Source organism: Pelagibacterium lacus (assembly GCF_003345525.1).
Classification (GTDB): domain Bacteria; phylum Pseudomonadota; class Alphaproteobacteria; order Rhizobiales; family Devosiaceae; genus Pelagibacterium; species Pelagibacterium lacus.
This window is the reverse complement of record NZ_QQNH01000006.1, coordinates 66,852-91,549: the sequence shown is the minus strand read 5'-3', so window position 1 is coordinate 91,549 and position 24,698 is coordinate 66,852. Positions and strand designations below refer to the sequence as shown.

The 24,698-nt window shown below is 67.5% G+C and carries 27 protein-coding genes and 1 tRNA gene; 14 read left to right on the top strand and 14 right to left on the bottom strand.

Annotated elements, in window-relative coordinates:
* The first annotated feature begins 204 nt into the window (after positions 1 to 204).
* Complete coding sequence (locus tag DVH29_RS06395) at positions 205 to 636, top strand: DUF6841 family protein (RefSeq protein ID WP_114645336.1); 432 nt, start codon at positions 205 to 207, stop codon at positions 634 to 636.
* A 117-nt stretch (positions 637 to 753) separates the two neighbouring features.
* Positions 754 to 1,623 (top strand): division plane positioning ATPase MipZ, encoded by an 870-nt coding sequence (locus DVH29_RS06390; RefSeq protein WP_245944899.1) that lies wholly within the window; start codon positions 754 to 756, stop codon positions 1,621 to 1,623.
* Between the two features lie 123 nt (positions 1,624 to 1,746).
* On the opposite strand, the gene rpsA is transcribed toward DVH29_RS06390, so the two are convergent.
* From rpsA to aroA, 3 genes are all read right to left on the bottom strand, one after another.
* A complete protein-coding gene (rpsA, locus tag DVH29_RS06385; protein WP_114645335.1) occupies positions 1,747 to 3,450 on the bottom strand; it encodes a 30S ribosomal protein S1 in 1,704 nt (567 codons plus the stop codon).
* 184 nt (positions 3,451 to 3,634) lie between these two features.
* A complete protein-coding gene (gene cmk / locus DVH29_RS06380; protein WP_114645334.1) occupies positions 3,635 to 4,273 on the bottom strand; it encodes a (d)CMP kinase in 639 nt (212 codons plus the stop codon).
* Positions 4,270 to 5,616, bottom strand: coding sequence for a 3-phosphoshikimate 1-carboxyvinyltransferase (gene aroA, locus DVH29_RS06375; RefSeq protein ID WP_114645333.1), 1,347 nt, complete (start codon positions 5,614 to 5,616; stop codon positions 4,270 to 4,272). Before aroA ends, cmk begins: the two co-directional genes overlap by 4 nt.
* A 268-nt stretch (positions 5,617 to 5,884) precedes the next feature.
* On the opposite strand from aroA, the gene DVH29_RS06370 reads away from it, so the two are divergent.
* Entirely contained in the window at positions 5,885 to 6,322 is a 438-nt protein-coding gene (locus DVH29_RS06370; protein ID WP_114645332.1) for a TIGR02300 family protein, read from the top strand.
* 460 nt (positions 6,323 to 6,782) lie between these two features.
* A tRNA-Ala gene (locus DVH29_RS06365) sits at positions 6,783 to 6,858 on the top strand.
* A gap of 16 nt (positions 6,859 to 6,874) precedes the next feature.
* Here DVH29_RS06365 and DVH29_RS06360 read toward each other — a convergent pair.
* From DVH29_RS06360 to DVH29_RS06325, 8 genes are all read right to left on the bottom strand, one after another.
* Positions 6,875 to 7,282, bottom strand: a complete 408-nt coding sequence (locus DVH29_RS06360; protein WP_114645331.1) for a curlin — start codon at positions 7,280 to 7,282, stop codon at positions 6,875 to 6,877.
* A 186-nt stretch (positions 7,283 to 7,468) separates the two neighbouring features.
* On the bottom strand, positions 7,469 to 7,855 hold the full coding sequence (gene csgH, locus DVH29_RS06355) for a curli-like amyloid fiber formation chaperone CsgH (RefSeq protein WP_114645330.1): 387 nt from the start codon (positions 7,853 to 7,855) through the stop codon (positions 7,469 to 7,471).
* A gap of 73 nt (positions 7,856 to 7,928) precedes the next feature.
* A complete protein-coding gene (locus DVH29_RS06350; RefSeq protein WP_114645329.1) occupies positions 7,929 to 8,363 on the bottom strand; it encodes a curlin in 435 nt (144 codons plus the stop codon).
* A 138-nt stretch (positions 8,364 to 8,501) separates the two neighbouring features.
* Positions 8,502 to 10,157, bottom strand: a complete 1,656-nt coding sequence (locus DVH29_RS06345; RefSeq protein ID WP_114645328.1) for a TadG family pilus assembly protein — start codon at positions 10,155 to 10,157, stop codon at positions 8,502 to 8,504.
* A gap of 3 nt (positions 10,158 to 10,160) precedes the next feature.
* Positions 10,161 to 10,607, bottom strand: coding sequence for a TadE/TadG family type IV pilus assembly protein (locus tag DVH29_RS06340; protein ID WP_114645430.1), 447 nt, complete (start codon positions 10,605 to 10,607; stop codon positions 10,161 to 10,163).
* A 159-nt stretch (positions 10,608 to 10,766) separates the two neighbouring features.
* On the bottom strand, positions 10,767 to 11,018 hold the full coding sequence (locus DVH29_RS06335; RefSeq protein ID WP_114645327.1) for a GlsB/YeaQ/YmgE family stress response membrane protein: 252 nt from the start codon (positions 11,016 to 11,018) through the stop codon (positions 10,767 to 10,769).
* A 117-nt stretch (positions 11,019 to 11,135) separates the two neighbouring features.
* The gene (locus tag DVH29_RS06330) at positions 11,136 to 11,735 is read right to left on the bottom strand and encodes a nucleotidyltransferase family protein (protein WP_158541583.1); all 600 of its coding nucleotides are present in this window, start codon (positions 11,733 to 11,735) and stop codon (positions 11,136 to 11,138) included.
* Positions 11,732 to 12,235, bottom strand: coding sequence for a MarR family winged helix-turn-helix transcriptional regulator (locus DVH29_RS06325; RefSeq protein WP_158541582.1), 504 nt, complete (start codon positions 12,233 to 12,235; stop codon positions 11,732 to 11,734). The genes DVH29_RS06330 and DVH29_RS06325 overlap by 4 nt, the downstream gene beginning before the upstream one ends.
* A 278-nt stretch (positions 12,236 to 12,513) precedes the next feature.
* Between DVH29_RS06325 and ectA the strand changes: the two genes are divergently transcribed.
* The 5 genes from ectA (at position 12,514) to DVH29_RS06300 (ending at position 17,335) form a co-directional block, all read left to right on the top strand.
* Positions 12,514 to 13,071: a diaminobutyrate acetyltransferase gene (ectA, locus tag DVH29_RS06320; protein ID WP_114645324.1), complete on the top strand. Its 558-nt coding sequence runs from the start codon at positions 12,514 to 12,516 to the stop codon at positions 13,069 to 13,071.
* Between the two features lie 83 nt (positions 13,072 to 13,154).
* Complete coding sequence (gene ectB, locus DVH29_RS06315; protein ID WP_245944898.1) at positions 13,155 to 14,441, top strand: diaminobutyrate--2-oxoglutarate transaminase; 1,287 nt, start codon at positions 13,155 to 13,157, stop codon at positions 14,439 to 14,441.
* Between the two features lie 35 nt (positions 14,442 to 14,476).
* Complete coding sequence (locus DVH29_RS06310; protein WP_114645322.1) at positions 14,477 to 14,869, top strand: ectoine synthase; 393 nt, start codon at positions 14,477 to 14,479, stop codon at positions 14,867 to 14,869.
* Between the two features lie 61 nt (positions 14,870 to 14,930).
* Positions 14,931 to 15,857: an ectoine hydroxylase gene (thpD, locus tag DVH29_RS06305; protein WP_114645321.1), complete on the top strand. Its 927-nt coding sequence runs from the start codon at positions 14,931 to 14,933 to the stop codon at positions 15,855 to 15,857.
* Between the two features lie 35 nt (positions 15,858 to 15,892).
* Entirely contained in the window at positions 15,893 to 17,335 is a 1,443-nt protein-coding gene (locus DVH29_RS06300; protein WP_245944897.1) for an aspartate kinase, read from the top strand.
* 3 nt (positions 17,336 to 17,338) lie between these two features.
* Here DVH29_RS06300 and DVH29_RS06295 read toward each other — a convergent pair whose 3' ends face one another.
* Positions 17,339 to 18,010 (bottom strand): pseudouridine synthase, encoded by a 672-nt coding sequence (locus DVH29_RS06295; RefSeq protein WP_114645319.1) that lies wholly within the window; start codon positions 18,008 to 18,010, stop codon positions 17,339 to 17,341.
* Between the two features lie 144 nt (positions 18,011 to 18,154).
* On the opposite strand from DVH29_RS06295, the gene DVH29_RS16790 reads away from it, so the two are divergent.
* Both DVH29_RS16790 and DVH29_RS06285 read left to right on the top strand, forming a co-directional pair.
* The gene (locus tag DVH29_RS16790; protein WP_114645318.1) at positions 18,155 to 19,078 is read left to right on the top strand and encodes a transglycosylase SLT domain-containing protein; all 924 of its coding nucleotides are present in this window, start codon (positions 18,155 to 18,157) and stop codon (positions 19,076 to 19,078) included.
* Positions 19,079 to 19,460: 382 nt separating this feature from the next.
* Positions 19,461 to 20,348 (top strand): hypothetical protein, encoded by an 888-nt coding sequence (locus tag DVH29_RS06285; RefSeq protein ID WP_147276016.1) that lies wholly within the window; start codon positions 19,461 to 19,463, stop codon positions 20,346 to 20,348.
* Positions 20,349 to 20,417: 69 nt separating this feature from the next.
* On the opposite strand, the gene infC is transcribed toward DVH29_RS06285, so the two are convergent.
* Positions 20,418 to 20,954, bottom strand: coding sequence for a translation initiation factor IF-3 (infC, locus tag DVH29_RS06280; RefSeq protein WP_199562542.1), 537 nt, complete (start codon positions 20,952 to 20,954; stop codon positions 20,418 to 20,420).
* Between the two features lie 210 nt (positions 20,955 to 21,164).
* On the opposite strand from infC, the gene DVH29_RS06275 reads away from it, so the two are divergent.
* Both DVH29_RS06275 and DVH29_RS06270 read left to right on the top strand, forming a co-directional pair.
* Positions 21,165 to 21,929: an alpha/beta hydrolase gene (locus tag DVH29_RS06275; RefSeq protein ID WP_245944896.1), complete on the top strand. Its 765-nt coding sequence runs from the start codon at positions 21,165 to 21,167 to the stop codon at positions 21,927 to 21,929.
* An 11-nt stretch (positions 21,930 to 21,940) separates the two neighbouring features.
* Complete coding sequence (locus DVH29_RS06270; protein ID WP_114645314.1) at positions 21,941 to 22,459, top strand: GNAT family N-acetyltransferase; 519 nt, start codon at positions 21,941 to 21,943, stop codon at positions 22,457 to 22,459.
* Here the strand turns inward: DVH29_RS06270 and trhO are convergent.
* A complete protein-coding gene (trhO, locus tag DVH29_RS06265; RefSeq protein WP_114645313.1) occupies positions 22,453 to 23,457 on the bottom strand; it encodes an oxygen-dependent tRNA uridine(34) hydroxylase TrhO in 1,005 nt (334 codons plus the stop codon). The genes DVH29_RS06270 and trhO overlap by 7 nt on opposite strands.
* A 120-nt stretch (positions 23,458 to 23,577) precedes the next feature.
* Between trhO and DVH29_RS06260 the strand changes: the two genes are divergently transcribed.
* Positions 23,578 to 24,615, top strand: a complete 1,038-nt coding sequence (locus DVH29_RS06260; RefSeq protein ID WP_199562538.1) for an aldo/keto reductase — start codon at positions 23,578 to 23,580, stop codon at positions 24,613 to 24,615.
* Positions 24,616 to 24,698 lie beyond the last annotated feature (83 nt).

Below are 24,698 nucleotides of genomic sequence, written 5' to 3'. Positions count from 1 at the left end.
ACCCAACCGTGTCACATATGCGGCACAGGAAGAATACCGATGCGCGCCACCGGCAAGAGCTCGCTTTCGCTCGCACCCCCACCCCTAACCCCTCCCCGCAAGGGGGAGGGTGATGAGGCTGGCGGGTGAGGCGGGGTGGGGTGGGGTGGGGCGGCAAGCGCAGGAATGCTATCTTTTCCGCCCACGGCAAAAAAGGAAACGCGGATGGAGGCCATCATACGGGCGCTGTTCGAGCGCTATGAGCGGTTTTTCAACCAATCCCTCGCCGGGCAACCCGATGCCGGCGAGCGGACGGCGCTTTATGCCACGGAGTTCATCGCTGCCTCCCCGCTCGGGGTGATGGCGGGCAAGAACGACGAGCGGTTCGGCGAGACGATGCTCCAGGGCTATGAGCATTATCGCCGGATCGGCACCCGGGAAATGCGCATCCGCCATCTGCGCCTCTCCCCCATCGATGCCCTCCATTGCGTCGCCCATGTGGCCTGGACCGCGACCTATGCCCGCGACGACCTGCCCGAAACCAGCATCGATTTCGAGGTGCATTATCTCGTGCAGGTGCGGGAAGGAGACGCGAAGGTGTTTGGCTGGATCTCGGGCGACGAAGAGGCGCTGCTCAGGGAGCGCGGCATCGTCTGAAGCGCGGGTGTTGAAAACCCGCGCCCGGCGCCGCCCGAGGGGCGGGGCGTTAAGCCTCTGTTAACCCTGTTGCCACCTGATGGGCCGGACGATCCATGGCTGATTTGGGGAAGCGAGATGGCGCAAAACGGCGCGCATGTCATTGCGGTGGGCAATGAAAAGGGCGGTTCGGGAAAATCGACGACGGCGCTGCACCTGGCCGTCTACCTCCTGCATCAGGGCCATCGCGTCGGCACCGTCGATGTCGACAGCCGGCAGCAGACCCTGACGCGCTATGTCCGCAACCGCCGCGCCACCATGGCGGCGACGGAGAGGACGGTGCCGCTGCCCCGCCATCTCTATATCCCCACCGCCTGGGGCGATTCGATCAGCGAGAACCACAGCGCCGAGCTTGACGTCTTCACCCGCGCGCTGGACGGGCTGCGCGCGGCGGTGGATTTCATCGTCATCGACACGCCGGGCTTCGACTGCAACCTGGCCCGTGCCGCCCATGGGGCCGCCGACACGCTGGTGACCCCGCTCAATGACAGCATGATCGATCTCGACGTCCTGGCGCGCATCGACGACCAGAGCGGGGAGCCGATCCAGACCAGCCCCTATTCGCGCAATGTGCAGCGGGTGCGCTCCGAGCGCCTGGCGCGGACCGGGGAAGGCATGGACTGGGTGCTGGTGCGCAACCGCATCTCCAATCTGGGCTCGCGCAATGCCGACCAGGTGCAGACGACCATCGACAAGGTCGCTTCCCGGCTGGGCTGCCGCGTCGCCGCCGGCATTGCCGAGCGGGTGATCTTCCGCTCGCTGTTCCCGCTCGGCATGACGGTGTTCGATCCCCTCGACGCCGAGTTGCTGGGCGGCACGCCCTCCATGTCCCATGTCAATGCGCGGCAGGAATATCGCCGCCTCGTTGCCGCCCTGCGCCTGCCGGCTACCCTGCCGGTGCCTTCCGCCGCCAACGCGGCCGGAGAGGCCAGCCGGCTGACAGCCTGAACACATCCCATAAAAAAGGCCCGCGCCTGCGCGCGAGCCTTCTAAAGTCAAACACAGTTTTTCGTGGTCGCGCTGCCGAACCGGAAAAGTGGAGCCACTTTTCCTGGCAGCACTCCCGTGCGCTTACTTCTTGTCCTGGCCCTTGAGGGCGGCGCCGAGGATGTCGCCCAGCGACGCGCCGGAGTCGGACGAACCGTATTGCGCCACGGCTTCCTTCTCCTCGGCGATTTCCAGCGCCTTGATGGAGAGGCCGATGCGGCGGGTCTTCTTGTCGAACTGGGTGACGCGGGCGTCGACCTTCTCGCCAACGGCGAAGCGCTCGGGGCGCTGGTCTTCGCGGTCGCGCGAGAGGTCCGAGCGACGGATGAAGGCCGTGAGGTCGGTGTCGGCGATGCGCACCTCGATGCCGCCATCGGTCACCGCGGTGACTTCAGTGGTGACGATGGCGCCCTTGCGCACCCCGTCCGAACCGGCCGAGGCCGCTTCGAAGCTATCGGTGCCCAGTTGCTTGATGCCGAGCGAGATGCGTTCCTTCTCGATATCGACGTCGAGAACCTTGGCCTTGACGATGTCGCCGCGGTTATAGTCCTCGAGCGCTTCCTCGCCCGGACGGTTCCAGTCGAGATCGGAGAGGTGGACCATGCCGTCCACATCGCCGTCGAGACCGATGAACAGGCCGAATTCGGTCTTGTTCTTGACTTCGCCCTCGATCTCGGCGCCGATCGGGAAGCGATCGGCAAAGCTTTCCCACGGGTTCGACAGGGTCTGCTTGAGACCCAGCGAGATGCGGCGCTTCTCGGGATCGACCTCGAGCACCATCACTTCGACTTCCTGGCTGGTCGAGACGATCTTGCCCGGATGGACGTTCTTCTTGGTCCAGCTCATTTCGGAGACGTGGATCAGGCCTTCGATGCCCGGCTCCAGTTCCACGAACGCGCCGTAGTCGGTGATGTTGGTGACGCGGCCGGTGAACTTGGCGTTGACCGGATACTTTGCCGCGATGCCTTCCCACGGATCGGCCTGCAGCTGCTTCATACCCAGCGAGATACGGTGGCTCTCCTGGTTGACGCGGATGATCTGCACCTTGATGGTCTCGCCGATCGAGAGCACTTCATTGGGGTGGTTGACCCGGCGCCATGCGATGTCGGTGACGTGCAGGAGGCCGTCGATGCCGCCCAGGTCGACGAACGCACCGTAATCGGTGATGTTCTTGACCACGCCTTCGACCACCTGGCCCTCTTCGAGCTGCTGGACGATTTCCGAACGCTGTTCGGCGCGCGATTCTTCGAGGATGGCGCGGCGCGAGACGACGATATTGCCGCGGCGCTTGTCCATCTTCAAGATCTGGAAGGGCTGGGCGACGTTCATCAGCGGCGCGATGTCGCGGATGGGGCGGATATCGACCTGGGAGCGCGGCAGGAAGGCCACGGCGCCGTCGAGATCGACGGTGAAGCCGCCCTTGACCTGGTTGAAGATCTGGCCTTCGACCTTCTCGTTCTTTTCATAGAGCGCTTCGAGACGCACCCAGCTCTCTTCGCGGCGGGCCTTTTCGCGCGACAGGACGGCTTCGCCCATGGCGTTCTCGACCCGGTCGACATAGACCTCGACTTCCGAGCCCACGGCGATGGTGCCGTCGCGGCCGGCGGCGCCGAATTCCTTCATCGGCACGCGGCCCTCGGTCTTGAGGCCCACATCGATGATCGCAAGGTCCTTCTCGATCGCGACGACCTTGCCTTTGACAACGGTGCCCTCGACGGGATCGATGTCCTGGAAGCTCTCCATCAAGAGCTGTTCGAAATCTTCAGCGGATGCTGTCTGGTTAGCCATTCAATCTCCATTCCGGACGGCGTCCGGAACATGCTTGGTTAGGGTTGACGATATGGGGTCGGGCAGGGGAATGGATCGCCGCGCGACAGGGCCGAGCAGGCTCGGCGCTTGCGATGACGATCGAGTGCCCGGCGCAAAGTGTTGCCGGCCCATCCCCGCAAATTTGGATTTCACGCGCTCGATTTCAAGACGTGGTTTTGCGGGCGATGGCCGCCTCGACTTCGGCGATGGCTGCCGTAATGGCCGCTTCTATATCCAAATCGGTGGTATCGAGCAAGACCGCATCGTCGGCGGGGTGGAATCCCCCATGCGGCGCGGCGCGGTCGCGGGCGTCGCGGGCCTCGATATCGGCCAAAAGCCGGGTGCGGTCGATGGTGAGCCCGCGCGCCTCGAGCTGGCGGGCCCGGCGCCCGGCGCGCACCGCCGCATCGGCGACGATGAACAGCTTGGCGTCGGCCTCCGGCGCGATCACCGTGCCGATGTCGCGCCCGTCCAGCACCGCCCCCGCGGGCTGCAGGGCGAAATCGCGCTGCACGGCGAACAGCGCCCGCCGCACCCCGGCAAACACCGCGATGCGCGAGGCGAGGATGCCCACATCGGCCCCGAGCAGGGCCTGGGGATCGACCCCGGTGACATCGAGCAATTCGGCGGCGCGGGTGGCGCGGGCCTCGATGTCGGGGGCCTCGATATGGGCTTTGACCGACAGCCCCACCGCCCGGTAGAGCAGGCCGGTATCGAGATGGGGCAGGCCGAACCGGCGGGCCAGCGCCGCCGCGATGGTGCCCTTGCCGGAAGCCGCAGGCCCATCGACGGCGATGATCATGCCGCGGCCTCCGCCGAGAAGCCGGCCCCCAGGCGCGTGAAATCCGCCATGAAGCTGGGGAAGCTCGTGGCGATCATGCGGTCGTCGTCGACGGTGACCGGATTATCCGACGCCATGCCCATGACGAGGAAGCTCATGGCGATGCGATGGTCGAGATGGGTGGCCACCGTCCCGCCGCCCGGCACCCGCGCCCCACCGGTGACGATCAGATAGTCCGCGCCTTCCTCGCAGGCCACCCCATTGGCCTCGAGCCCGCGGGCCACGGCGGAGAGCCGGTCGCATTCCTTGACGCGCAATTCCTCGATGCCGGGCATTTCGGTCACCCCTTGGGCGAAGGCGGCGGCGACGGCGAGCACCGGATATTCGTCGATCATCGAGGGGGCGCGTTCGGGCGGCACCCGGACGCCCCTGAGGCGCGAATGGCGGACGCGCAGATCGGCGATGTCCTCGCCCCCCGAGATGCGGCGGTTTTCGATCGTGATATCGCCGCCCATCTCGATCAGCGTGTCGATCAGCCCGGTGCGGGTGGGGTTCATGAGGACGTTCTCGATAAGGACGTCCGAGCCCGGCACGATCAGCGCCGCGACCAGCGGGAAGCCGGCCGAGGACGGATCGCCCGGAACCACCAGATCCTGCGCCTTCAGTTCCGGCAGGCCCTGGACGGTGATGGTGCGCACCCCGTCGGCATCGGTTTCGATATGGATGTCGGCGCCGAAGCCTTCGAGCATCTTTTCCGTGTGGTCGCGGGTCATCACCGGCTCGATCACCGTGGTGGTGCCGGGAATGGCCAGCCCGGCCAGCAGCACGCAGGATTTGACCTGCGCCGAAGCCATGGGCACGCGGTAATGCACCGGCACCGGATCGGTCGGGCCCTTGAGGGCGATGGGCAGGCGGTCGTCGTGATGCTCGACCACCTCGACCCCGATGGCCCGCAGGGGATCGAGCACGCGCTTCATCGGACGCGCGGTGAGCGAGGCGTCGCCCACGAATCGCGTGGTGAAGGGATAGGCGCCCACCAGGCCCATGGCGAGGCGCACGCCGGTGCCGGCATTGCCGAAATCGAGATCGGTCTGGGGCGCGGTGAAGCCGCCGACCCCGACGCCATCGATTTCCCAGACGTCGCCGCGCTTTTCGATCCTGGCGCCCAGCGCCTGCATGGCGCGGCCGGTGGCCAGGACGTCCTCGCCCTCGAGCAGGCCCGATACCCGGGTGCGCCCCAGCGCCATGGCGCCGAACATCATGGCGCGGTGGGAGATGGACTTGTCTCCCGGAACGGCGATGGAACCGGAAAGCGGTCCGGACTTATGGGCGGAACGGGGACGCGGGGGCAGGCTGTGGGACATGGCTGGCAAACCGGAAATGAGACGGCTGGAGATCGTGGCCGGGCTTAGCATGATCGCTCCCCCGTGCCAACGGCGGCGAGGCGGCGCCATTTTGGGTTTGACAGGGGCGAAAATTTCACGCTAACCGATCGGCCAAAGCGGCGGCTTTCTCCCAAGGGGGCCTGGCGCGCCTCGATTATGCCCTGTCGCGCTTGCGCCGGACGGGTTTTCCGCCCACATGCAGCCGATGGACCACCAGATAGCTTCTCAGACCAATGGGGATAGTGCCTTGGCCAGTGACGAACGCGGTACCAAGCGGACCTGCCCGGTAACGGGCAAGAAATTCTACGATCTGGGCAAGGACCCCGTGGTCTCGCCCTATACCGGCAAATCCTACCCCCTGAGCTTTTTCGAAGCCGCCCAGGAAAAGGCCGCCGTCAAGTTCGGCGCCAAGGAGCGCAAGAAGGGCGACGAGGAGGACGAGGACGAAGTCGAGGAGGCCGATATCGACCAGGCCGCCGCGGCGGCCGGCGCCGAGGTCATCTCGCTCAGCGACGCCGAGGACGATGGCGACGACGAGGATGAGGGCGAGGACACCATCCCCGATGTCGAGGATGTGGAAGTCGACGAGGAACTGGGTGGCGACGACGACGACACCTTCCTCGAAAGCGATGACGACGACGAGGAAATCGACTTCGACGTCGAAGTGGACGACGACGAGCGGTAAGATTTAAGACTCTTTTTGTCTCACGGCGCGCACCACTCCGGCCATGACGGCGCTAAAGCCGCGCCTATGGCCTTCGTTGCGCCTGCGACGGCGCGGCGAAAACGTTCGCCGGGGTCCTCGGCTGTGCCTCGTCCAATTATTGGCCTCACGGGCCGTACCGCGCCCGGCATGACGCGCTGAAACCGCGCTATGCCAGGCGCTGGCCCTCCGGCGGGGCGCGCGAAACGTCGCGCGGGGTCCTCGGCTCGGCCTCGTCCGTCGGCTTTTCGGGCCGCGCCGCGGTGTGTGCGGCGGGGCCCGTCCCGCGGATCACGCGGGTTTTATGCGGGGTGTGAAAAATTTGCGATGCAAGGCGATATTTGCTCTTGCTTCCCCAAACACTTCTCACTAGGTTCCGGCCGTTCGCGGGGGGAACCTTCGCGAACCACCCAGGCCCGCCACATGGCGGACCCGTCTTGATGGGGCCATAGCTCAGCTGGGAGAGCGCCTGCATGGCATGCAGGAGGTCAGCGGTTCGATCCCGCTTGGCTCCACCATTTTCTCGATCTCACCCTAGAACCCGAACACCGTGGTGATGCCGGTCTGGTTTCCGGTCTGCGTGCATTGGGCATTGGTGGCCTGGCCGAACTGGAACAGGCCGCAGCTATTGGCGTTGCCGGTCTGGGTGACGGTGTCCGTATGGCCGTTGCCGTTCTGGTAGATGAGGCCGTGATTGCCCGCGCCGCCCTGGAAGAAGCCGGCGGCATTGCCCGAGCCGTTCTGATAGGCATTGGCGCCGCTGGCCGACAGCCCCTGCATCAGGGAAAACATCTGCAGCCCCATGCCCAGCGCCTGGGCCTGCTGCGGATCGCTGGGGCTGAAGCCGATGGAGATCTGCCCCCCGGCCATGGCCGGCTGGGCGATGCCCAAGAGGGCGGCGGTGATCGTGGTGGCGATGGTCTTGGAAAAACGAATGGACATGCGCGGTCTCCGATGCGTGTGTTTGCGTTCCCGTGCGCCGGTTGCTCCAGCGCTGCAAACCACCCTATGCCCGCCGCCCTGAACCGCCCCGGAGCCCCCCGTTCACACCGCATTCACCGCCCGCGCCACGGCACAAAAAAGCCCCGCCGGAGCGGGGCGATGTAGGGGGAGATAAGGCCGGGGGCGTCAGGCCGCCCGGGCGATCGGGGCGGAGCAATCGACCTGCCGGCCTTGGCTGGTGATCGTGAAGGCGATCGTAACGCTCGCGCCGGCATTGACGGTGACCTCGCCCAGCGTCCCGACCGCGCCGGGATCGAGCGCGAATGCCCCGCCCTGGCTGATATTGGCCGAACCGCCGCTGCCCCGGCTCTCGAGCGCCAGGCTGTACTGCCCGCTGAGCGCAATGGGGCTGTGCGCCACCCCTGAGATGGTTATCAGCCCGCGCTCGGTGCTGGTGTCGATGCCGCAGACGAGGCCGCCGCCGGGGCCGGACGCGCCCGACGCCGCGGCCGCGCCGGCCAGGGCAAGCGCGCCGAGCGCCACCAGCCCGCCGAAGAGGATTGAACGAACCATGGTGAACCTCCCTTTTTCCTGAGCCGCCGGGGCGGCGATCCGCCCCCGGCGCGCGGAGCGATGAGACGGGGTCTTACGGGCAGACCTGCACGAAGGCGGTGACGTTGTTGGCGCCCTGCTGCAGCACATTGGCGTTGCAGCCATTGCCGACCTGCACGCCGGCGGCGACATTGCCATTGCCGTCCTGGGTGACGATGGTGGTGTGATTGGAGCCGAACTGGCCGGTGCCGGCCTGATTGTTCCAGCCATTCTGCCAGACATCGCCATAATTGTTGCTGCCGTCCTGGCCGATGGCGGTGACGTTGTTGCCGCCCTGCTGGTTGGCGATGCCGGTGTTCCAATTGCCGTTCTGGAAGGCGCCGAAGGTGTTGTTCCAGCCGCTCTGGCCACCGCCGACGGCATTGCCGAAGCCATACTGGTTGATGAACAGATTGTTGGCCATGGCGGGCATGGCGGCCCCGGCCAGCGCGGTGGCGGCGAGGGTGGCGACGAGAAGTTTGCGGATCATGATGGGTCTCCCTTTGGGTTGTGGCCCGGTCCCTCTGACCGCGCCGATGATGGAGACCGTTCTAATCCCCCCATGCGCAACCCATGCTGAAGACCCGATTCAGATCGGGTTCACCGAAAAAAACCGATCTCGCGGCGGTCAGCCGACCAGCGCCGCATTGCGGCAATCGAAGCCGTGCATGCGGATATCGGCCTCGCCCAGCCCCAGTCCCAGCGCGTCGAACAGGGCGACCAGCGTCGCGTCGAGCACCGGGGCGACCGGGGTGACCAGAGCGCTGACCGCGCCGGTAGCCCCCGAGAGCAGGGCGCCCAGCAGGTTGAGCTTGAGCACTTCGAGCCGCAGGTCGAGCCCCGAGAGGAGCGAGCCGGTGAGGGAGGCCACCGGGGTGGTGGTGGAGACCGTCCTGACGCTGCGGTTGACCACATCGGCATGGGTGAACGCCACCGGGATGGGCGTCGTTTGCGCCATGGCGATATCGGCATGGGCGGTCACCTCGGCCACTCCACCAAGGATCGAGACGATCGGGGTGCGGGCGACCTGCAAGGGGCGGGTGGTGTCGAGAAAGGCGGATGGCGCCGTCTTGCCCACCGCAAGGCGCAGTACGCCCGGGGTGGCGGCCACGGTGGCCGTTGCCGCCTGCGGCCGGCCCGGCGGGCAGGAGAGCGCGGCGAGGCGTGCCTCGGCCGGAGCGAGCTCGGCATAGACCGGCAGCGTGATGTCGAGGAGACCCAGCGCCCCGGCGCTGCCCAGGATGGAGATGTCGAGGCGCAGCCGCACCTGGGCGGTGCGCACATAGCTGCCCTCGCCGGCGAGCGTAAACCAGCCGCCCTGGGGCACTTCGCCCACCACCAGCGCCACGTCGATCCCCGCCAGCCCCGGCAGGTCTGCCCCCAGCGCCAGGGTGATCTGGCGCTGGCCATCGGCGACCATCGCCGCCGCCGACAGCACCTGCAGCGCCGAAATCCGGGCCTCGGCCGCGGCGGCCGACCCCAGCGCCAGATGGGCGAGCCCGTCGCCGGCGACGAGGTTGAGCATTTCCACATGGATGGTATCGTCGATCAGCCCGGCCAGATGCAGCAGCACCGCATTGCCGCCCGAGGCGATGGCCAGCGCCGCGCCGATATCGGCCAGCGCCACCCGGCCGGCCAGCAACTCGCCATAGGTCCCGGCGGTGAGGTCGATCCGGCCGGCCAGTGCGTCGAGGAAATCAAACAGCCCGACATCGAGGTCGGCGATGGCGTTGTAGTCGAGCAGCGACAGCGAGAGTTCGGTCCCCAAAAGCCCGCCCAGCACGGCGTTGAGCATGCCGTCATTGAGGCTGGCGAGGCGCGAGCCGATGGAATAGGCGGCGCGCGGGGTGGCGCTGGCCAGGGCTGAAACCCCGATATCGGGCGGGGCCATGCCGAAGATCGAGGCGAAATAGATGCGCCCGCGATCGGCGAGCTCGACCCGCACCGCATTGGCCGGGTCGGCATTGGCGACGAAGCGCTGGGCCGGGGCGAGGGCGGGGTCGGCGGCGTAGCGCCCCCTGGTGATCACCACCGCCTCGGCGGGCAGGGCATAGTCGGCATCGGCCAGGACGGCGAGCACGCGGTCGCGGGCCCGGGCGGGGTCGCCCGCCGCGTGGATGGCGGCAAGGTCGGCCACGAGCTGGAGCTGACGGCGTTCCAGATGCAGCGCCGCCTCGTCCACGGCAAAGGCGGCGGCGCCGATCAGCAGCGGCAGCACCAGGGCGAACAGCGTCGCCACATTGGCGGCTTCGGCGCGGGCGAAACGCAGGAGACGGGCGGGCATGGCTCACACCCCGCCATGGCGGATGGTGGAGGAAAAGGTGATGGTCCTTTCTCCCGGCAGGGGGAGCGGGGCGTAAAGGTTCCAGATCGGCAGATGGCTGGCGTCATAGGTCAGCCGGACGATGAACTGGTCGGGATCGGCGGTGCCCGGAACGGTGTCTATGTCCAAAAGCGCGCCCCGGATCAGCACATAGCTGTCGCCATTGGCGGCGATGAACCTTCGGGCCAGGGCGTCGCGCTCGGGGTCGCTGAGCCCGGCCACCGCCGCCCGGGCGGCGTCGGCGGCCAGTTGCTGCACCGAATGGGCGGCGCCGAAATAAAGCCCATAGGCGATGGCGCCGAAGACGAGGAGCAGGAATACTGGGGCGATCAGGGCGAACTCCACCGCCGAGGCGCCGTCCGACGCCGTCCTGAACCCCTGCCGCAAGGGCCGATCGCCGCGCCGAGTCATGGTCCCCCCTCCGCTTGCCGATTGCACCGGGGCCATCATGGCGGGGGAAGGCGAGGACCGGGTTATCGCCGGGATGCGGAAAACTGCGATCGGCAGAACTGCGCATGAAAAAAGGCCCGCGAGGGGGGCGGGCCTTTCACGCACGCATCGGGAGGGGCGCTATTTTCGCACGGCTCTCACGATGGCGATCAGGATGCAGGCGCCGATCAGTCCGGCGATGAGATAGCCCAGCCAGCCGCCGAACGACACGCCGATCAGCCCGAACAGGAAGCTGGCAATGGCCGCGCCGATGATGCCGAGGATGATGTTGAGAAAAATTCCGGTATTGGTCTTCATGATCGCCGAGGCGATCCACCCGGCCAAACCACCGATGATAATGGCTGCGATCCAGCCGATTCCAGCGTCTTCCATAGTAACCCCACAACAGCGTTTCGATGTGTCGTCCCCCATCGGGACGAAGCTATTAACGCATGAAGCGCCAAGAGGTTGCAATCGGAAGCCGCGACGGGCCGATTTTGCCGTGCCGCGTCACACCGAGCCGCGCCAGGCGGCCAGCGCGGCGGTTGTGTCGAAATCGGCAATACACCCCGTCTCGGTGGTGTCCACCCAGTCCAGATGGTCGCGATGGGCGGCGATCACCGCCCCGGCCCCGCTGTCGCCCTCCAGCCCTGCGAGGGCGGAGAAATGACGGCGGGCGAAGAGCACCGGATGGCCCGGCCCCTGCGGGGTGCGCGGGCGGGCGATGGAGACCGGGTCTTCCAGCCGCGCGGCCAGGGCGGCGAAGATGGCTGCGGGCACGAAGGGCATGTCGCCCAGCAGCACGAACACCGCCGCGCTTTCGGAACCAAGGGCTTTGGCGCCGGCGGCGAGCGAGGCGCCCATGCCCGTCGCCGCATCGGGCGAGAGGACGGGCGTGATCCCGTGGCGTCGGGCGATCCCGGCCACCGGCCCCTCGAGATCGTCGACCACGGCGAGGCGCTGGGCGAACGGCAAGGCGGCGATGCGCATGAGGATATGCTCGACCATGGGCCGGCCTTCGATCTCGGCCAGGAGCTTGTTGTCGGCGCCGAAGCGGCGCGAGGCGCCGGCGGCCAGCACGAGGGTGGCGCACTGCTCCAGCGCGATCATGGGGCGGGGTCGGCGTCGGCGTCGAGCCGGGGGGCGAGGACCGGGTCGGCGCTGAGCACCGGGGCGCTGTCGTCCTCGGCCCCCAGCATGTCGGCGATCCGCTCCAGCGCGGCGATCAGCATCAGCTGCTCCCATTGGGCGAGGCGGGAAAAGGCGGCGTGGAACTGGGCATGGGCCCCGTCCGGGGCGATTTCGAGCACGGCGCGGCCCTTGTCGGTGAGGCTGAGCCACACCTGACGGCGGTCGGCCTCGCCCTTGCGCCGCGCCACCATGCCCAGGGCCTCGAGCTTGTGGATCAGCGCCGTGGCGGTGGCCTGGGTGATGCCCATGCGCAGGGCGGCGGCCCCCGCCGTATGCTCGGCGCCGTCGTCGAGGATCTGCATGAAGATGAGCTGCGACGGGGTGAGCCCGGTCTCGCGCATCAGCGCCTTGGAATTGAGTTCGGTCTTGCGCAGGATCTTGCGCAGGGCCGACAGCGCTGTCTTGGTCGGGGCTTGCACGTCTCGGCTCTCCAGGGATGGGCCATGCATGGTCCTTACCTCCGCTTTCTTCCGCCCCCAAGCGATTCCCGCCGCTTCCTGCCACAGATGTTTAGATTATGCTAAGGAATTTGGTGAGGTGCCTCGCATATGGGAGCCATCAAAACTTTTCAAATAAATACTATCCATTTGTTTTAGCGATATAAATCAGAAAAATCGGCAATTTTCCCACCACTTCCCCGGTTGACATTTAGTTTGAGCAAGCTAATTAAATGCGCAACACTCACTGGAGGAAACCCATGACGCTTGCAGCACTGGGCCGGGACACGCGCCCCGAGTCCCCGCCCCTCCCCGCGATTCGCGCCCCCCGCCGCGAGGACGGCGCCGCGGTCTGGCAATTGGTGGCCGACACCGCCGGGCTCGACGACAATTCCATGTATTGCAACCTCTTGCAGTGCAGCCATTTCGCCGCCACCTGCGCCCTGGCCGAGCGGGGCGGCGCGGTGGTGGGCTGGGTGTCGGGCTATATCCCGCCCGAACATCCCCGGACCTATTTCGTCTGGCAGGTCTGCGTCGCCGCGGAGGCGCGCGGACAGGGTCTGGCCAAGCGGCTGATTCAGGCCGTGCTGGCCCGCCCGGCCTGTGCCGGGATCGAGACCGTGCAATCGACCATCACGCGGGATAATGCCGCGTCCTGGGCGCTGTTCGGTGCGATCGCCGAGACGCTGGACGCCGAGATGATCCGCGCGCCGCATTTCCGGCGCGCGGATCATTTCGCCGGGCGGCACGAGACCGAGTTCCTCGTCACCATCGGCCCCTTCGCGCGGGACGGGCGCGCAGTGCGCTCGGCGGCCTGACCCGCCGCCACGCCCCGCCGACGCCCATGCAGGCCCGCACCCCGCTTCTTCCCTATCCTGCCATCCCGCAACGGAGGCCAGAAATGACCCTTTCCCCCGCCATCTTCGAGCGGCGCGAGAGCCGCGTGCGCTCCTATTCGCGCAGCTTTCCCCGCCTCTTCGCCAGCGCCAAGAACGCCACCCTCTATGGCGCCGACGGCCGCGCCTATATCGACTTCCTGGCCGGTTGCTCCTCGCTCAATTACGGCCATAACGACCCCGACATGCAGCAGGCGCTGCTCGATTACGTCGCCTCAGACGGCATCGCCCATGGGCTCGACCTGTTCACCGAGGCCAAGCAGGCCTTCCTCGCCGCCTATGAGGAGACGATCCTCAAGCCGCGCGGCATGGACTACAAGCTGATGTTCACCGGCCCCACCGGCGCCAATGCGGTGGAGGCGGCGCTCAAGCTGGCCCGCAAGGTGACCGGGCGCACCAATGTGATCGCCTTCACCAACGGCTTTCACGGCATGACGCTCGGAGCCCTGGCCGCAACCGGCAATGCCAGCAAGCGGGACGGGGCCGGCGCGCCGCTGCCCGGCATCCACCGGGCGCCCTTCGAGGGTTATTTCGGCCCCGATATCGACACCGCCGACCTCTTGGCACGGATGCTCGACGACCCCTCGGGCGGCGTCGACGCCCCGGCGGCCATCCTCGTCGAGCCGGTGCAGGGCGAGGGCGGGCTCAACGCCGCCTCGCCGGAATGGCTGCAACGGATCGAGGCCATCGCCCGCAAGCACGGGGCGCTGTTTATCGTTGACGACATCCAGGCCGGTTGCGGGCGCACCGGGCGCTTCTTCTCCTTCGAGGGGTTCGGGCTCAGCCCCGACATCATCACCCAGGCCAAATCGCTCTCGGGCATGGGCCTGCCCCTGGCGCTGGCGCTGATCAAGCCCGAGCACGACATCTGGAAGCCGGCCGAGCACAACGGCACCTTCCGGGGCAACAATCACGCCTTCGTCACCGCCCGGGTGGCGCTGGAAAAATTCTGGAGCGACGACGCCTTCGCCGAGACCGTGCGGACCAAGGGCGCACATCTCGAAACCCGCCTCCGGGCCATCGCCGCGCGCCACGGCCTGGCCGTGCGCGGGCGCGGCATGATGCTGGGCATCGACACCGGCGACCCCCAGGGCGCGGCGCGCATCTGCGCCCGCTGCTTTGACGAGGGGCTGATCATCGAGACCTCGGGCAGCCGGGACGAGGTGGTAAAAATCCTCTGCCCGCTGACCATCGCGCCGGCCGATCTCGACAGGGGCCTCGACATCGTCGCCGACGCGTTCGAAGCTGTGCTGGCCGGCGAGGGCGCCTTTCCCCGCGCCGCGGCGGAATAGGGCCGGGCCCTCAAACAACCACAAGGACAAGAACAATGATCGTGCGTGATCTCGAAACGGCCCGCATGGGCGAACGGCTCGTCAAGGCCGATGGCTGGGATTCGACCCGGCTGCTGCTGGCCGGCGACGGCATGGGGTTTTCCTTCCACATCACCCGCATCCATGCCGGAACCAGCCACCAGTTCCACTACAAGCACCATTTCGAAAGCGTCTACTGCATCTCCGGCGATGGCGAGATCGAGGACCTGGAAACCGGCGCCGTGCACCAGATCCGCCCCGGGGTGATGTATGCGCTCGACAAGAACGACCGCCACCGGCTCACCGCCAGGGCGGAAATGGTCATGGCCTGCTGCTTCAATCCGCCGGTCACCGGCACCGAAGTGCACCGCGAGGATGGCTCCTACGCCCCCGCACCGGCCCCCGCCTGAGCCCGGCGCGAAGACCGTCCGGCCCCGTTTCATCACCCCGAACCAAGGAGCAGGAACAGCAATGACACTCTCTGCCGTTCACACCCGATCCGACGCCTATCCGACCCGGCTGCCCGAGGAAAGCTGGCGCGAGCGCCAGGACCCGGTGGTCTGGGGCCGCTGGACGCCCGAGGCGCCCCTGACCCGCGCCCAGACGGAAGCCTTCGCCGAAACCGGGTTCCTCGTCCTCGAAAACCTGTTCACCGCGCAGGAAATCGACCGGTTGCGGGACGAATCGCTGCGCCTACGCTCGGGAGAGACCGGGCTGCGCCCGGACAATGTGGTGACCGAACCGGGTTCGGACGCGGTGCGGACCATTTTCCGGCTGGAGGACGAAAGCCCGTTCTTCAACCGGGTGGCCCGCGACGCGCGCGTGGCGGGGGTGGTGCAATTCCTCCTCGACGATGCGCTCTATCTCCACCAGAGCCGGCTCAACTACAAGCCCGGCTTCACCGGCAAGGAATTTTACTGGCACTCCGATTTCGAGACCTGGCACGCCGAGGACGGCATGGCCCGCATGCGCGCCATTTCCGCTTCCATCCTGCTCACCGACAATGACGCGCTCAACGGGCCGCTCATGCTCATGCCCGGATCGCACCGCCACTATATTTCCTGCGCGGGGGAAACCCCCGAGGACAATCACAAATCCTCGCTGAAACAGCAGGAGGTGGGCGTGCCCAGCCCCGACGCGCTGACCCGGATGGCCGAGCGGTTCGGCATCGCCTACGGGGCCGGCAAGGCCGGAACCGTGGTGCTTTTCGACTGCAACACCATGCATGGCTCGAACGGCAACATCACCCCGTTCCCGCGCTCCAACGCCTTCTTCGTCTACAATGCCTGGTCCAACCGGGTGGGCGCCCCCTTCGCGGCGGCCCGGCCGCGCCCGGCCTTCCTGTCGAGCCGCGACCCCGAGGCGCCCCTCGACATCGTCGCGGGCCCGATCCGGTAGCCCGGGGACCTTTCGACACGAAACCAATGGTGACCATGACCCACACAGTGGAAAAGATCGGCGGCACCTCCATGTCGCGCAGCGAGGACCTCTTGCGCACCGTGCTGATCGGCGACCGCAAGGGCCCCGCGCTCTACAACCGCATCTTCGTCGTCTCGGCCTATGCCGGGATGACCGACGCGCTGCTCGAGCACAAGAAATCCGGCGCGCCGGGGGTCTATGCCCTGTTCGCCAGCGCCGAAACCGAAGCCCAATGGGGCGAGGCGCTGTCGGCGGTCGGGGCGCGGATGGCGGACACCAACGCCGCGCTGTTTTCCGACCCCGAGGACCGCGACGCCGCCGACCGGTTCATCGCCGAGCGCATCGCGGGCGTGCGCTCCTGCCTCGTCGATCTCTCGCGCCTCTGCTCGTTCGGGCATTTCCAGCTCGAAGCCCATCTGCTGACCGTGCGCGAAATGCTCTCGGCGCTGGGCGAGGCGCAATCGGCCTTCAACACCGCGCTCCTGTTGCAGCGCAACGGGGTCGCGGCCCGCTTCGTCGACCTCACCGGCTGGCGCCAGGACGGGGAATTGCCGCTCGACGCCCATATCGCGCGCCGGCTGGAGGGTATCGATCTCACGCGCGAACTGCCCATCGTCACCGGCTATGCCCAATGCGCGGAGCAGTTGATGAAGACCTATGACCGCGGCTATTCCGAAGTCACCCTGTCGCGGGTCGCGGTGGTGACCGGGGCGGCGGAAGCCATCATCCACAAGGAATTCCACCTCTCCTCGGCCGATCCCAAGCTGGTGGGCGCCGACAAGGTGCGGGTGATCGGGGAGACCAATTACGACGTGGCCGACCAGCTCTCCAACATGGGCATGGAGGCCATCCACCCCCGCGCCGCCAAGGCGCTGCGCCAGGCCGGCATCCCCTTGCGGGTCACCAATGCCTTCGAGCCCGACCACCCCGGCACGGTGATCGTCTCCGACCTGCCGCCCAAAACGCCGGGGGCCGAGATCGTCACCGGGCTCAAGGGCGTCTTCGCGCTCGAATTCCACGATCAGGACATGGTGGGGGTCAAGGGCTATGACGCGAAAATCCTCGAGGCGCTGACCCGGCACAAGGTGTGGATCGTCTCCAAGACCTCCAACGCCAACACCATCACCCATTATCTCAAGGGCTCGATGAAGGCCATCAAGCGGGTGGAGGCCGATCTTGCCGAAGCCTTTCCCAGCGCCACCACGCGGCTTTCCAGGCTGGCCATGGTATCGGCCATCGGGCGCGACCTGCGCGGCGCCAATGTGCTGGCCCGCGCCATCGCCGCCCTCTCCGAGGCCGGGATCGAGCCCGTGGGGCTCACCGACATGGTCCGCAAGGTCGACCTGCAGGTGCTGGTCGCCGAGGAGGCGTTCGACGCCGCCATCATCGCCCTGCACAAGGGGCTGGTGGAGGAGCGCGCCGCCCGCCGCGCGGCCGGCCTGCGCCGCGTGGCGTGACGCTCAAAATGGGGGCGTGGAAGTAAACAGCACCGGCTCTCCCCCGCGCGGATGGCGGAAGCCCAGCTCGGCGGCGTGCAGTTGCAGCCGGTCGGCGGCGTCGAGCGCCGGGCCGGTGGCATAGAATTCGTCGCCGAGGATCGGGTGGCCGATTTCCCGCATATGCACGCGCAATTGATGCGTGCGCCCGGTGATCGGCACGAGGCGCAGCCGGGTCGCGCCGGGCTCGCGCCCGATCACCTGCCAGCGGCTCTGGGCCGGGCGGCCGCGCTCATGATCGACCCGCTGGCGCGGCTTGTTCTCCCAATCGGTGGCCAGCGGCAGGTCGACCAGCCCCTCCTCCTCCGCCATCTCGCCCCAGACGCGGGCGATATAGGCCTTGCTGGTCTGGCGGTATTCGAACTGCTTGCCGATATGGCCATGCGCCCCCTTGTGCCGCGCCATGACGATGAGGCCGGAGGTGTCCTTGTCGAGCCGATGGATGGTCCCCGCCCCCGGATAGCGCTCCAGCGCGCGGGTTTGCAGGCTGTCGGCGAGCCGCAGGTCCTTGCCGGGCACGCTGAGCAGGCCTGAGGGCTTGTCGAACACCACGATGTCGTCGTCCTCGTGGACGATGACGAGCCAGGGCTCGGTGGGGGGATCGTAGACGAAGGTTTTCGGCATGGGATTGAGCATCGCAGCGCTCTAGCAGCAATTTTCCGGCCGGGAAAGTTTGGTTCGTGCCACGCTCCGGCCTCCAATTTGCCACAGAGGCTCCCATTATGGGCGATTGTGTGCTAAGGGCACCGCTTCAGGGTTCAACGTTCGTTTCCGGGTCTCATGTTTGCAAAGCGGCTGATCGCGCTGTTCGCCGCCCTTGTTCTGGGCTTTTCCACCGTGCCGGCGCAGGCGCAGAGCCATACGCGGGGGCAGATCGAGACCCTCGCCCAGTTCTACGCGCAATATTACGACGTGCCGCTCGAGCTGGTGCGCCGGGTGATCAACCGGGAATCCACTTTCAACCCCTCGGCGCGCAACGGGCCTTATTACGGGCTGATGCAGATCCTGCCCGCCACGGCGCGCACCATGGGATTTCGCGGCGAACCCTCCGATCTTCTGAACGCGGAAACCAATCTCATCTATGCGGTCAAATATCTGCGCGGCGCCTGGCTATTGGCCGGGGGCAGCCATGACCGCGCCGTGCAGCTTTACGCCAAGGGCTATTATTACGAGGCCAAGGCGGCCGGCCTGCTCGAACAGACCGGCCTGCGCCCCGGCCCGGCCAGCCCCGTCGCCCCCACCCCGCCCACCGGCCTGCCGCCCGTGATGGTTGCCGCCGCGCCGGTGCCGGCCCCCGTGGCCGAGGTGGTCGACGTGATCCAGACTGCGGCGATTTCCCCCGTGCCGGCCAGTGCGGAGATCGTGCCGCTGGGCTTTCTCCCCCCGGCCCGCCCGCTGGGGCTGGTCTTCGAGGAGGCCGAGGCTCCGGCCAGCGAGGCCCTGGTGGCCATCGCCGCCGCCGAGGCGCCCTCCGCCCCGCGCGCCGTTCCGGCCCGCCCCGATTTCGGACCGTCTTCCATGACCGCGCTGGCCTATGCGCCCTCGCTTGACCGCGGCCTCGCCGCCATGCGGCGTGCCGAAAGCGCCATGCTCTCCCCCGCGCCCGCGGCCCGGATCGCGCAGGTGGCGCAATTGCGCCCCTCCATCGACCTCATCGCCTCCACCTTCGACCTCCTGGAATCCCTCGCCCCAGCGGCGCAGTAAGGCCCGGGCTGTTCGGCGCGTCCGTCCGTCCCTTTTCGGCGCGCGCCCCATTTCCGCCCGGATTGGAACCAAGCGGGGGCGATGGCGCTTAATCCTGCACTCGAACCGGCCACGGCGTCCCCAATGGGCGTCCGGCTCCAGTCAAGGAAGACCGCGCAATGTTTGCAGGCATATTGCTCTGGCTGATCGGCATCCCGATCCCCCTCATCATCCTGTTGCTGATCTTCGTCCTGTGATCGTCCCGATCGCGGGCGCCGTCCATCGTTCCATGGAGACTCAAATATGAACGCCATCATCTATCTCGTCGGCCTTGTCGTCGTCGTCATGGCCATCCTGTCCTTCATCGGCCTCGCCTGAGGCGCCAACCCAAGGAGGCACGCCGATGGCGACCATCCCTTCAGACATTCCGGTGGCGACGACCGCCCGGCCGGCCGAGACGTCCTCCTATGTGGACTGGCCCGCCATCATCGCCGGAGCCATGACCGCGGCGGCGATTTCGCTGGTCATGCTCACCTTCGGCTCGGCCATCGGGCTGACTCTTTCCGATCCCTTCGGGCGCGAAGGCGTCTCGCTGGTCTGGATCGCCATCACCATGGCCATCTGGGTGGTCTGGGTACAGGTCTCGGCCATGATGGCCGGCGGCTATCTCACCGGTCGCATGCGGCGGCGCAATTTCGACGCCAGCGAGCATGAATCCGACGTGCGCGACGGGTTCCACGGGCTGCTGGTCTGGGCCACCGCCGTGGTGATCTCCGGCCTCCTCGCCTTTGGCGGGGTATCGAGCCTCACCCAGGGCGTGGGCAATGCGGTGGGCGGCGCGGCCGGCGCCGTGGCCGGCGCGGCGGCGGAGGCCGATCCCTTCGCCGGCACGGTGGACCTGCTGTTCCGCGGCGACATCAGCGGCACCGATCCGCAGGCGGCGCGGGCCGAAGTCACGCGCATCATCGCGTCGGGCCTCGCCGGCGACGGGATTTCCGAGGCCGACCGGCAATATCTGGTCGATCTGGCCGCCGCGCGCACCGGTCTGGCCCCGGAAGAGGTCGAGGCGCGGGTCGACGAGGTGATGGCCCGGGCCGAGGCGGTGCAGGCCGATATCGAGGCGGCGGCGGAACAGGCCGGCGACATCGCCATCCTCGTCGCCTTCCTCACCGCGGCCTCGCTGGCCGTGGGCGCGGCCGGGGCGTGGTTCGCCGCCACCATGGGCGGCAACCATCGCGACCAGCAGACGGTGATCGCCTTCTTCACCCGCCGCGACCGCCCCAGGGCGTGACAGCGGCGCCAAAAACAAAGGCCCCGCCGGAAAGCGGGGCCTTTTTCATGTCGAGAGGGCCGGGGGAGCTCAGCGCGGGGCGAGCACCATCACCATCTGGCGGCCTTCGGCGCGCGGATTGGATTCGACCTTGGCGATCTCGTCGAACTGGGTGCGCACCTTGTTGAGCAGTTCCAGCCCGATTTCCTGATGCGCCATCTCGCGGCCGCGGAAGCGCATGGTCACCTTGACCTTGTCGCCCTCGCCGATGAACTTTTCCACCGAGCGCATCTTCACGTCATAGTCGTGGTCGTCGATATTGGGCCGCAGCTTGATTTCCTTGACCTCGATGACCTTCTGCTTCTTGCGGGTCTCGGCGGCCTTTTTTTGCGCGGCGTATTTGTACTTGCCCAGATCCAGGATCTTGCACACCGGCGGCGTGGAGTTGGGAGCGATCTCGACCAAATCCATGCCCGCATCCAGGGCCATGGCGATGGCTTCGCTGGTGCGCACGACACCGATATTGGTGCCCTCGGCATTGATCAACTGGACTTCGGGGACGGTAATCTCGTTGTTGGAGCGCGGCCCATCCTTCTGGGGCTGCACGGGTCTCATCGGACGACGAATGGTGATGTATCCTTCAGCTGTTGGTAAAGCGTGCGGTCGGCCGCGCGGCATCGCCCTAAAATCTTGGGAAACGGGCACAAAGTCAACAGGCAAACACGGCGGAAAAGCGGCCATTGGCCGCTCTTTTCGCGCCAAAGGCGAACCGGGCTTGCCGCGCCCGCGCGGCGTGGCTACACGATACCTGATATGGTGACGAAACGAGAAGGTTCAATGGCGCCCATCCCCCGCACCCTTTCCGTCGGCACAGGCGAGGCCGAACGGACCATCGCCACGCGGGTCCGCGAAGGCGGGGCGCCGGGCCTGTTCTGGCTCGGCGGCTTCCGCTCCGACATGGCCGGCTCCAAGGCCGAGGCGCTCGACGCGCTGGGCGCGGCCGAAGGGCTGGCGGTGACCCGCTTCGACTATTCCGGCCACGGGCAGTCGGGGGGGGCCTTTCTCAAGGGCACCATCTCGCGCTGGCTCGAAGAGGCGCAGGCGGTGTTCGCGCTGACCGAGGGGCCGCAGATCGTCATCGGCTCCTCCATGGGCGGCTGGCTGGCCCTGCTGCTCAACAGGGCGCTGCGGGCCGAGGGGGTGGAGCGGGTGCTGGCCCTGGTGCTGATCGCCCCAGCCGTCGACATGACCCGCGACCTGATGCGCGACGGCTTCACCGACGCCCAATTGGCGCAATTGTGGGAACGGGGCCGGGTGGAACAGCCCTCGGACTATTCCGAGGAGCCCTATGTCCTCACCCGCGCGCTGATCGAGGACGGGGACCGTCACCTCCTGTTCGGGACGCCGATCCGCACCCATTGCCCGGTGGCGATCCTGCAGGGCGGGCGCGACACCGACGTGCCGCCGGCCCATGCGCTCAAGCTGGTCAGCCACCTCGTTTCCGACCCGGTGACCTTCACCCTCGTGCCCGAGGGGGACCACCGCCTGTCGCGCGAAAGCGATCTGGAGCTGCTGCGCCAGACCGTGCTGCGGCTGACCTGAGGACGGCGCCGGTGATCGTCCGCCCCGCCACCCCGGCCGACCTGCCGGCGATCCTCGCCATCCACAACCACGCCGTCCGCCACCTCGACGCCATCTGGACCGAGACCGAGGAGACGCTGGACGAGCGCCGGGCCTGGCTGCAGACGCGCTTGGCCGAAGGCTTTCCCGTGCTGGTGGCAGAGGCCGGAGGGCGCGTCATCGGCCATGCCAGCTATGGCCCCTACCGGCCCAAGCCGGGCTATCGCAAGACGGTCGAGCATTCGGTCTACCTCGCGCCGGACGCCCAGAGAAGCGGCGCCGGCCGGGCGCTGATGCAGGCCCTGATCGCCGATGCGCGGGACAAGGGCTTCCACCTGATAATCGCGGTGATCGAAGCAAAAAATATCGGCTCGATCCGCTTCCACGAGCATCTGGGGTTCACCCTGGCCGGCACCCTGCCCCAGGCGGGCTTCAAGCAGGGGCGCTGGCTCGACCAGGTGCATATGTACCTGTTGCTCGACGCCGCCCCGCCGCCGCCCGCGGGCTATTGAGCGCTTCGCTTGCGGTCGGCTTCGCGGCGGGCCTTGCTGGCGCGGCGCCGGCGCTCGGCGATGGCGCGCCCCTCCTCGCCCAGATGCGCCTCGCCGCGCGCGGCGGCGAGATCGATCTGGCGCTGGCGTTCGGCGGCGGCGGCCCGGCGCGCGCCATTGTCCTCAGCGGCGCAGTGATGGCACTGGATGCCCTCGACGAATTCGGGCCGCGCCCGGTCGGCGGGGGAAAGGGGCTGGCGGCAGGCCCGGCACAATTGCGCCTCCCCGATCCCGAGCCCATGGGTGACTGAGACGCGCTCGTCGAAGACGAAGCACTCCCCGTCCCAGAGGCTTTCCTGCGCGGGGGTGTGCTCGAGATAGGCGAGGATGCCGCCCTTCAAATGAAACACCTCCTCAAAGCCCTGGGCGAGCATATAGGAGGAGGCCTTCTCGCACCTGATGCCCCCGGTGCAGAACATGGCGACCTTGCGGTGCGTCCGCGGGTCGAGGTTTTCGGCCACATAGTCCTTGAACTGGGTGAAGCTGGCGGTGCGCGGATCGAGCGCCTTGCGGAAGCTGCCCAGCGCCACCTCGTAGTCGTTGCGGGTGTCGATGAGGACGATGTCGTCGCGGGCGATGAGCGCGTTCCAGTCCTCGGGGGCCACATAGGTGCCCACCGCGCGGCCCGGATTGGCCTCGGGGGCGCGCAGGGTGACGATCTCGGCCTTGAGCCGCACCTTCATGCGGTGGAAGGGCTGGGTGTCGGCAAAGGCGTATTTGACCTCCGCATCGCGGAAGCGCCCGCCGAACAGATTGCCGTCCTCGAGCCAGGCGACCAGCGCGTCGATGGCCGCCGGGGGGCCGGCCAGGGTGCCGTTGATCCCCTCGGGGGCCAGCAGCAGGGTGCCGCGAATGGCGCGCTCGGCGCAGAACCCGGCGATGGGCGCGCGCAGCACGGCGAAATCGGGCTGGTCGACGAATTTGTACAGCGCGACGATCTTGATGGCAGGCTCGGTCATGGCGGGGGCTTTATCATCGCCGGCCGCCTCTTGCCAGCGCGCAATGGGCGGCGCTAGGGTTCAGGCCAAGAGCTATAGCCCGGGGTCTCGGGCGCGGGTTTTCGCAAGGAGAGCATCATCATGACCTATCGTGCGGCCGACGCGCGTTACGACACCATGGCCTATCGGCCCTCGGGCCGCTCGGGCCTCAAGCTGCCGGCGCTCTCGCTGGGGCTGTGGCAGAATTTCGGCGAGGCGCGCGATTACCCTTCGGCCTTCGAAATCCTCGGCTTCGCCTTCGACCAAGGCATCACCCATTTCGACCTCGCCAACAATTACGGACCCCCGCCGGGATCGTCGGAGGAGTTGTTCGGCCGGGTGCTTGCCCGCGATTTCCAGCCCTATCGCGACGAGATGATCATCTCGACCAAGGCCGGCTATCGCCTGTGGCCCGGCCCCTATGGTGAGTTCGGTTCGAAGAAGTATCTCACCGCCAGCCTCGACCAGTCGCTCAAGCGCCTGGGGCTCGATTACGTGGATATCTTTTATTCCCACCGCTACGACCCCGACACTCCGCTCGAGGAAACCATGGGGGCGCTGGCCCAGATGGTGCGGCAGGGCAAGGCGCTCTATGTGGGCATCTCCTCCTATCCCGAGGCCGAGACGCGGCGGGCGCATGCGATCCTCAAAGCGCTCGGGGTGCCGCTCACCATCCACCAGCCCTCCTATTCCATCCTCAATCGCTGGATCGAGGCGGACGGCACCATCGATGCCTGCCGCGAGCTGGGGATCGGCGTCATCGCCTTCTCGCCCCTGACCCAAGGGGTGCTGTCGGGCAAATACGGCCGGGGCACGACCGAGACGACGCGGGCCGACAACCAGAAGGGCCCCATGCGCGCCTCCCATACCAGCCCGGCCGTGCTTGAGGCGGTGGAGCGCCTGCGTCCCATCGCCGAGCGGCGCGGGCAAACCATGGTGCAGCTGGCCCTCTCATGGGTGCTGCGCCGCCGGGAGGTGACCTCGGCGCTGGTCGGGGTGCGCAGCCTCGCCCAGCTCAAGGACAATCTGGGCACCCTCGCCGCCCCCGATCTTTCGGACGAGGACGCGGCGGCCATCGATGCCGCGGTGGCGGGCGGGCTGATCGACCTTCATCCCCAGCCCTCGGGCTGGCTGCGCTGAGGCCGGAGGCGGCCCGGTGTTGACTTCCGGCGCGCGGATGGCCTTTATCGCGCGCAACGATCCATGGACAATGAGCGGAGCGG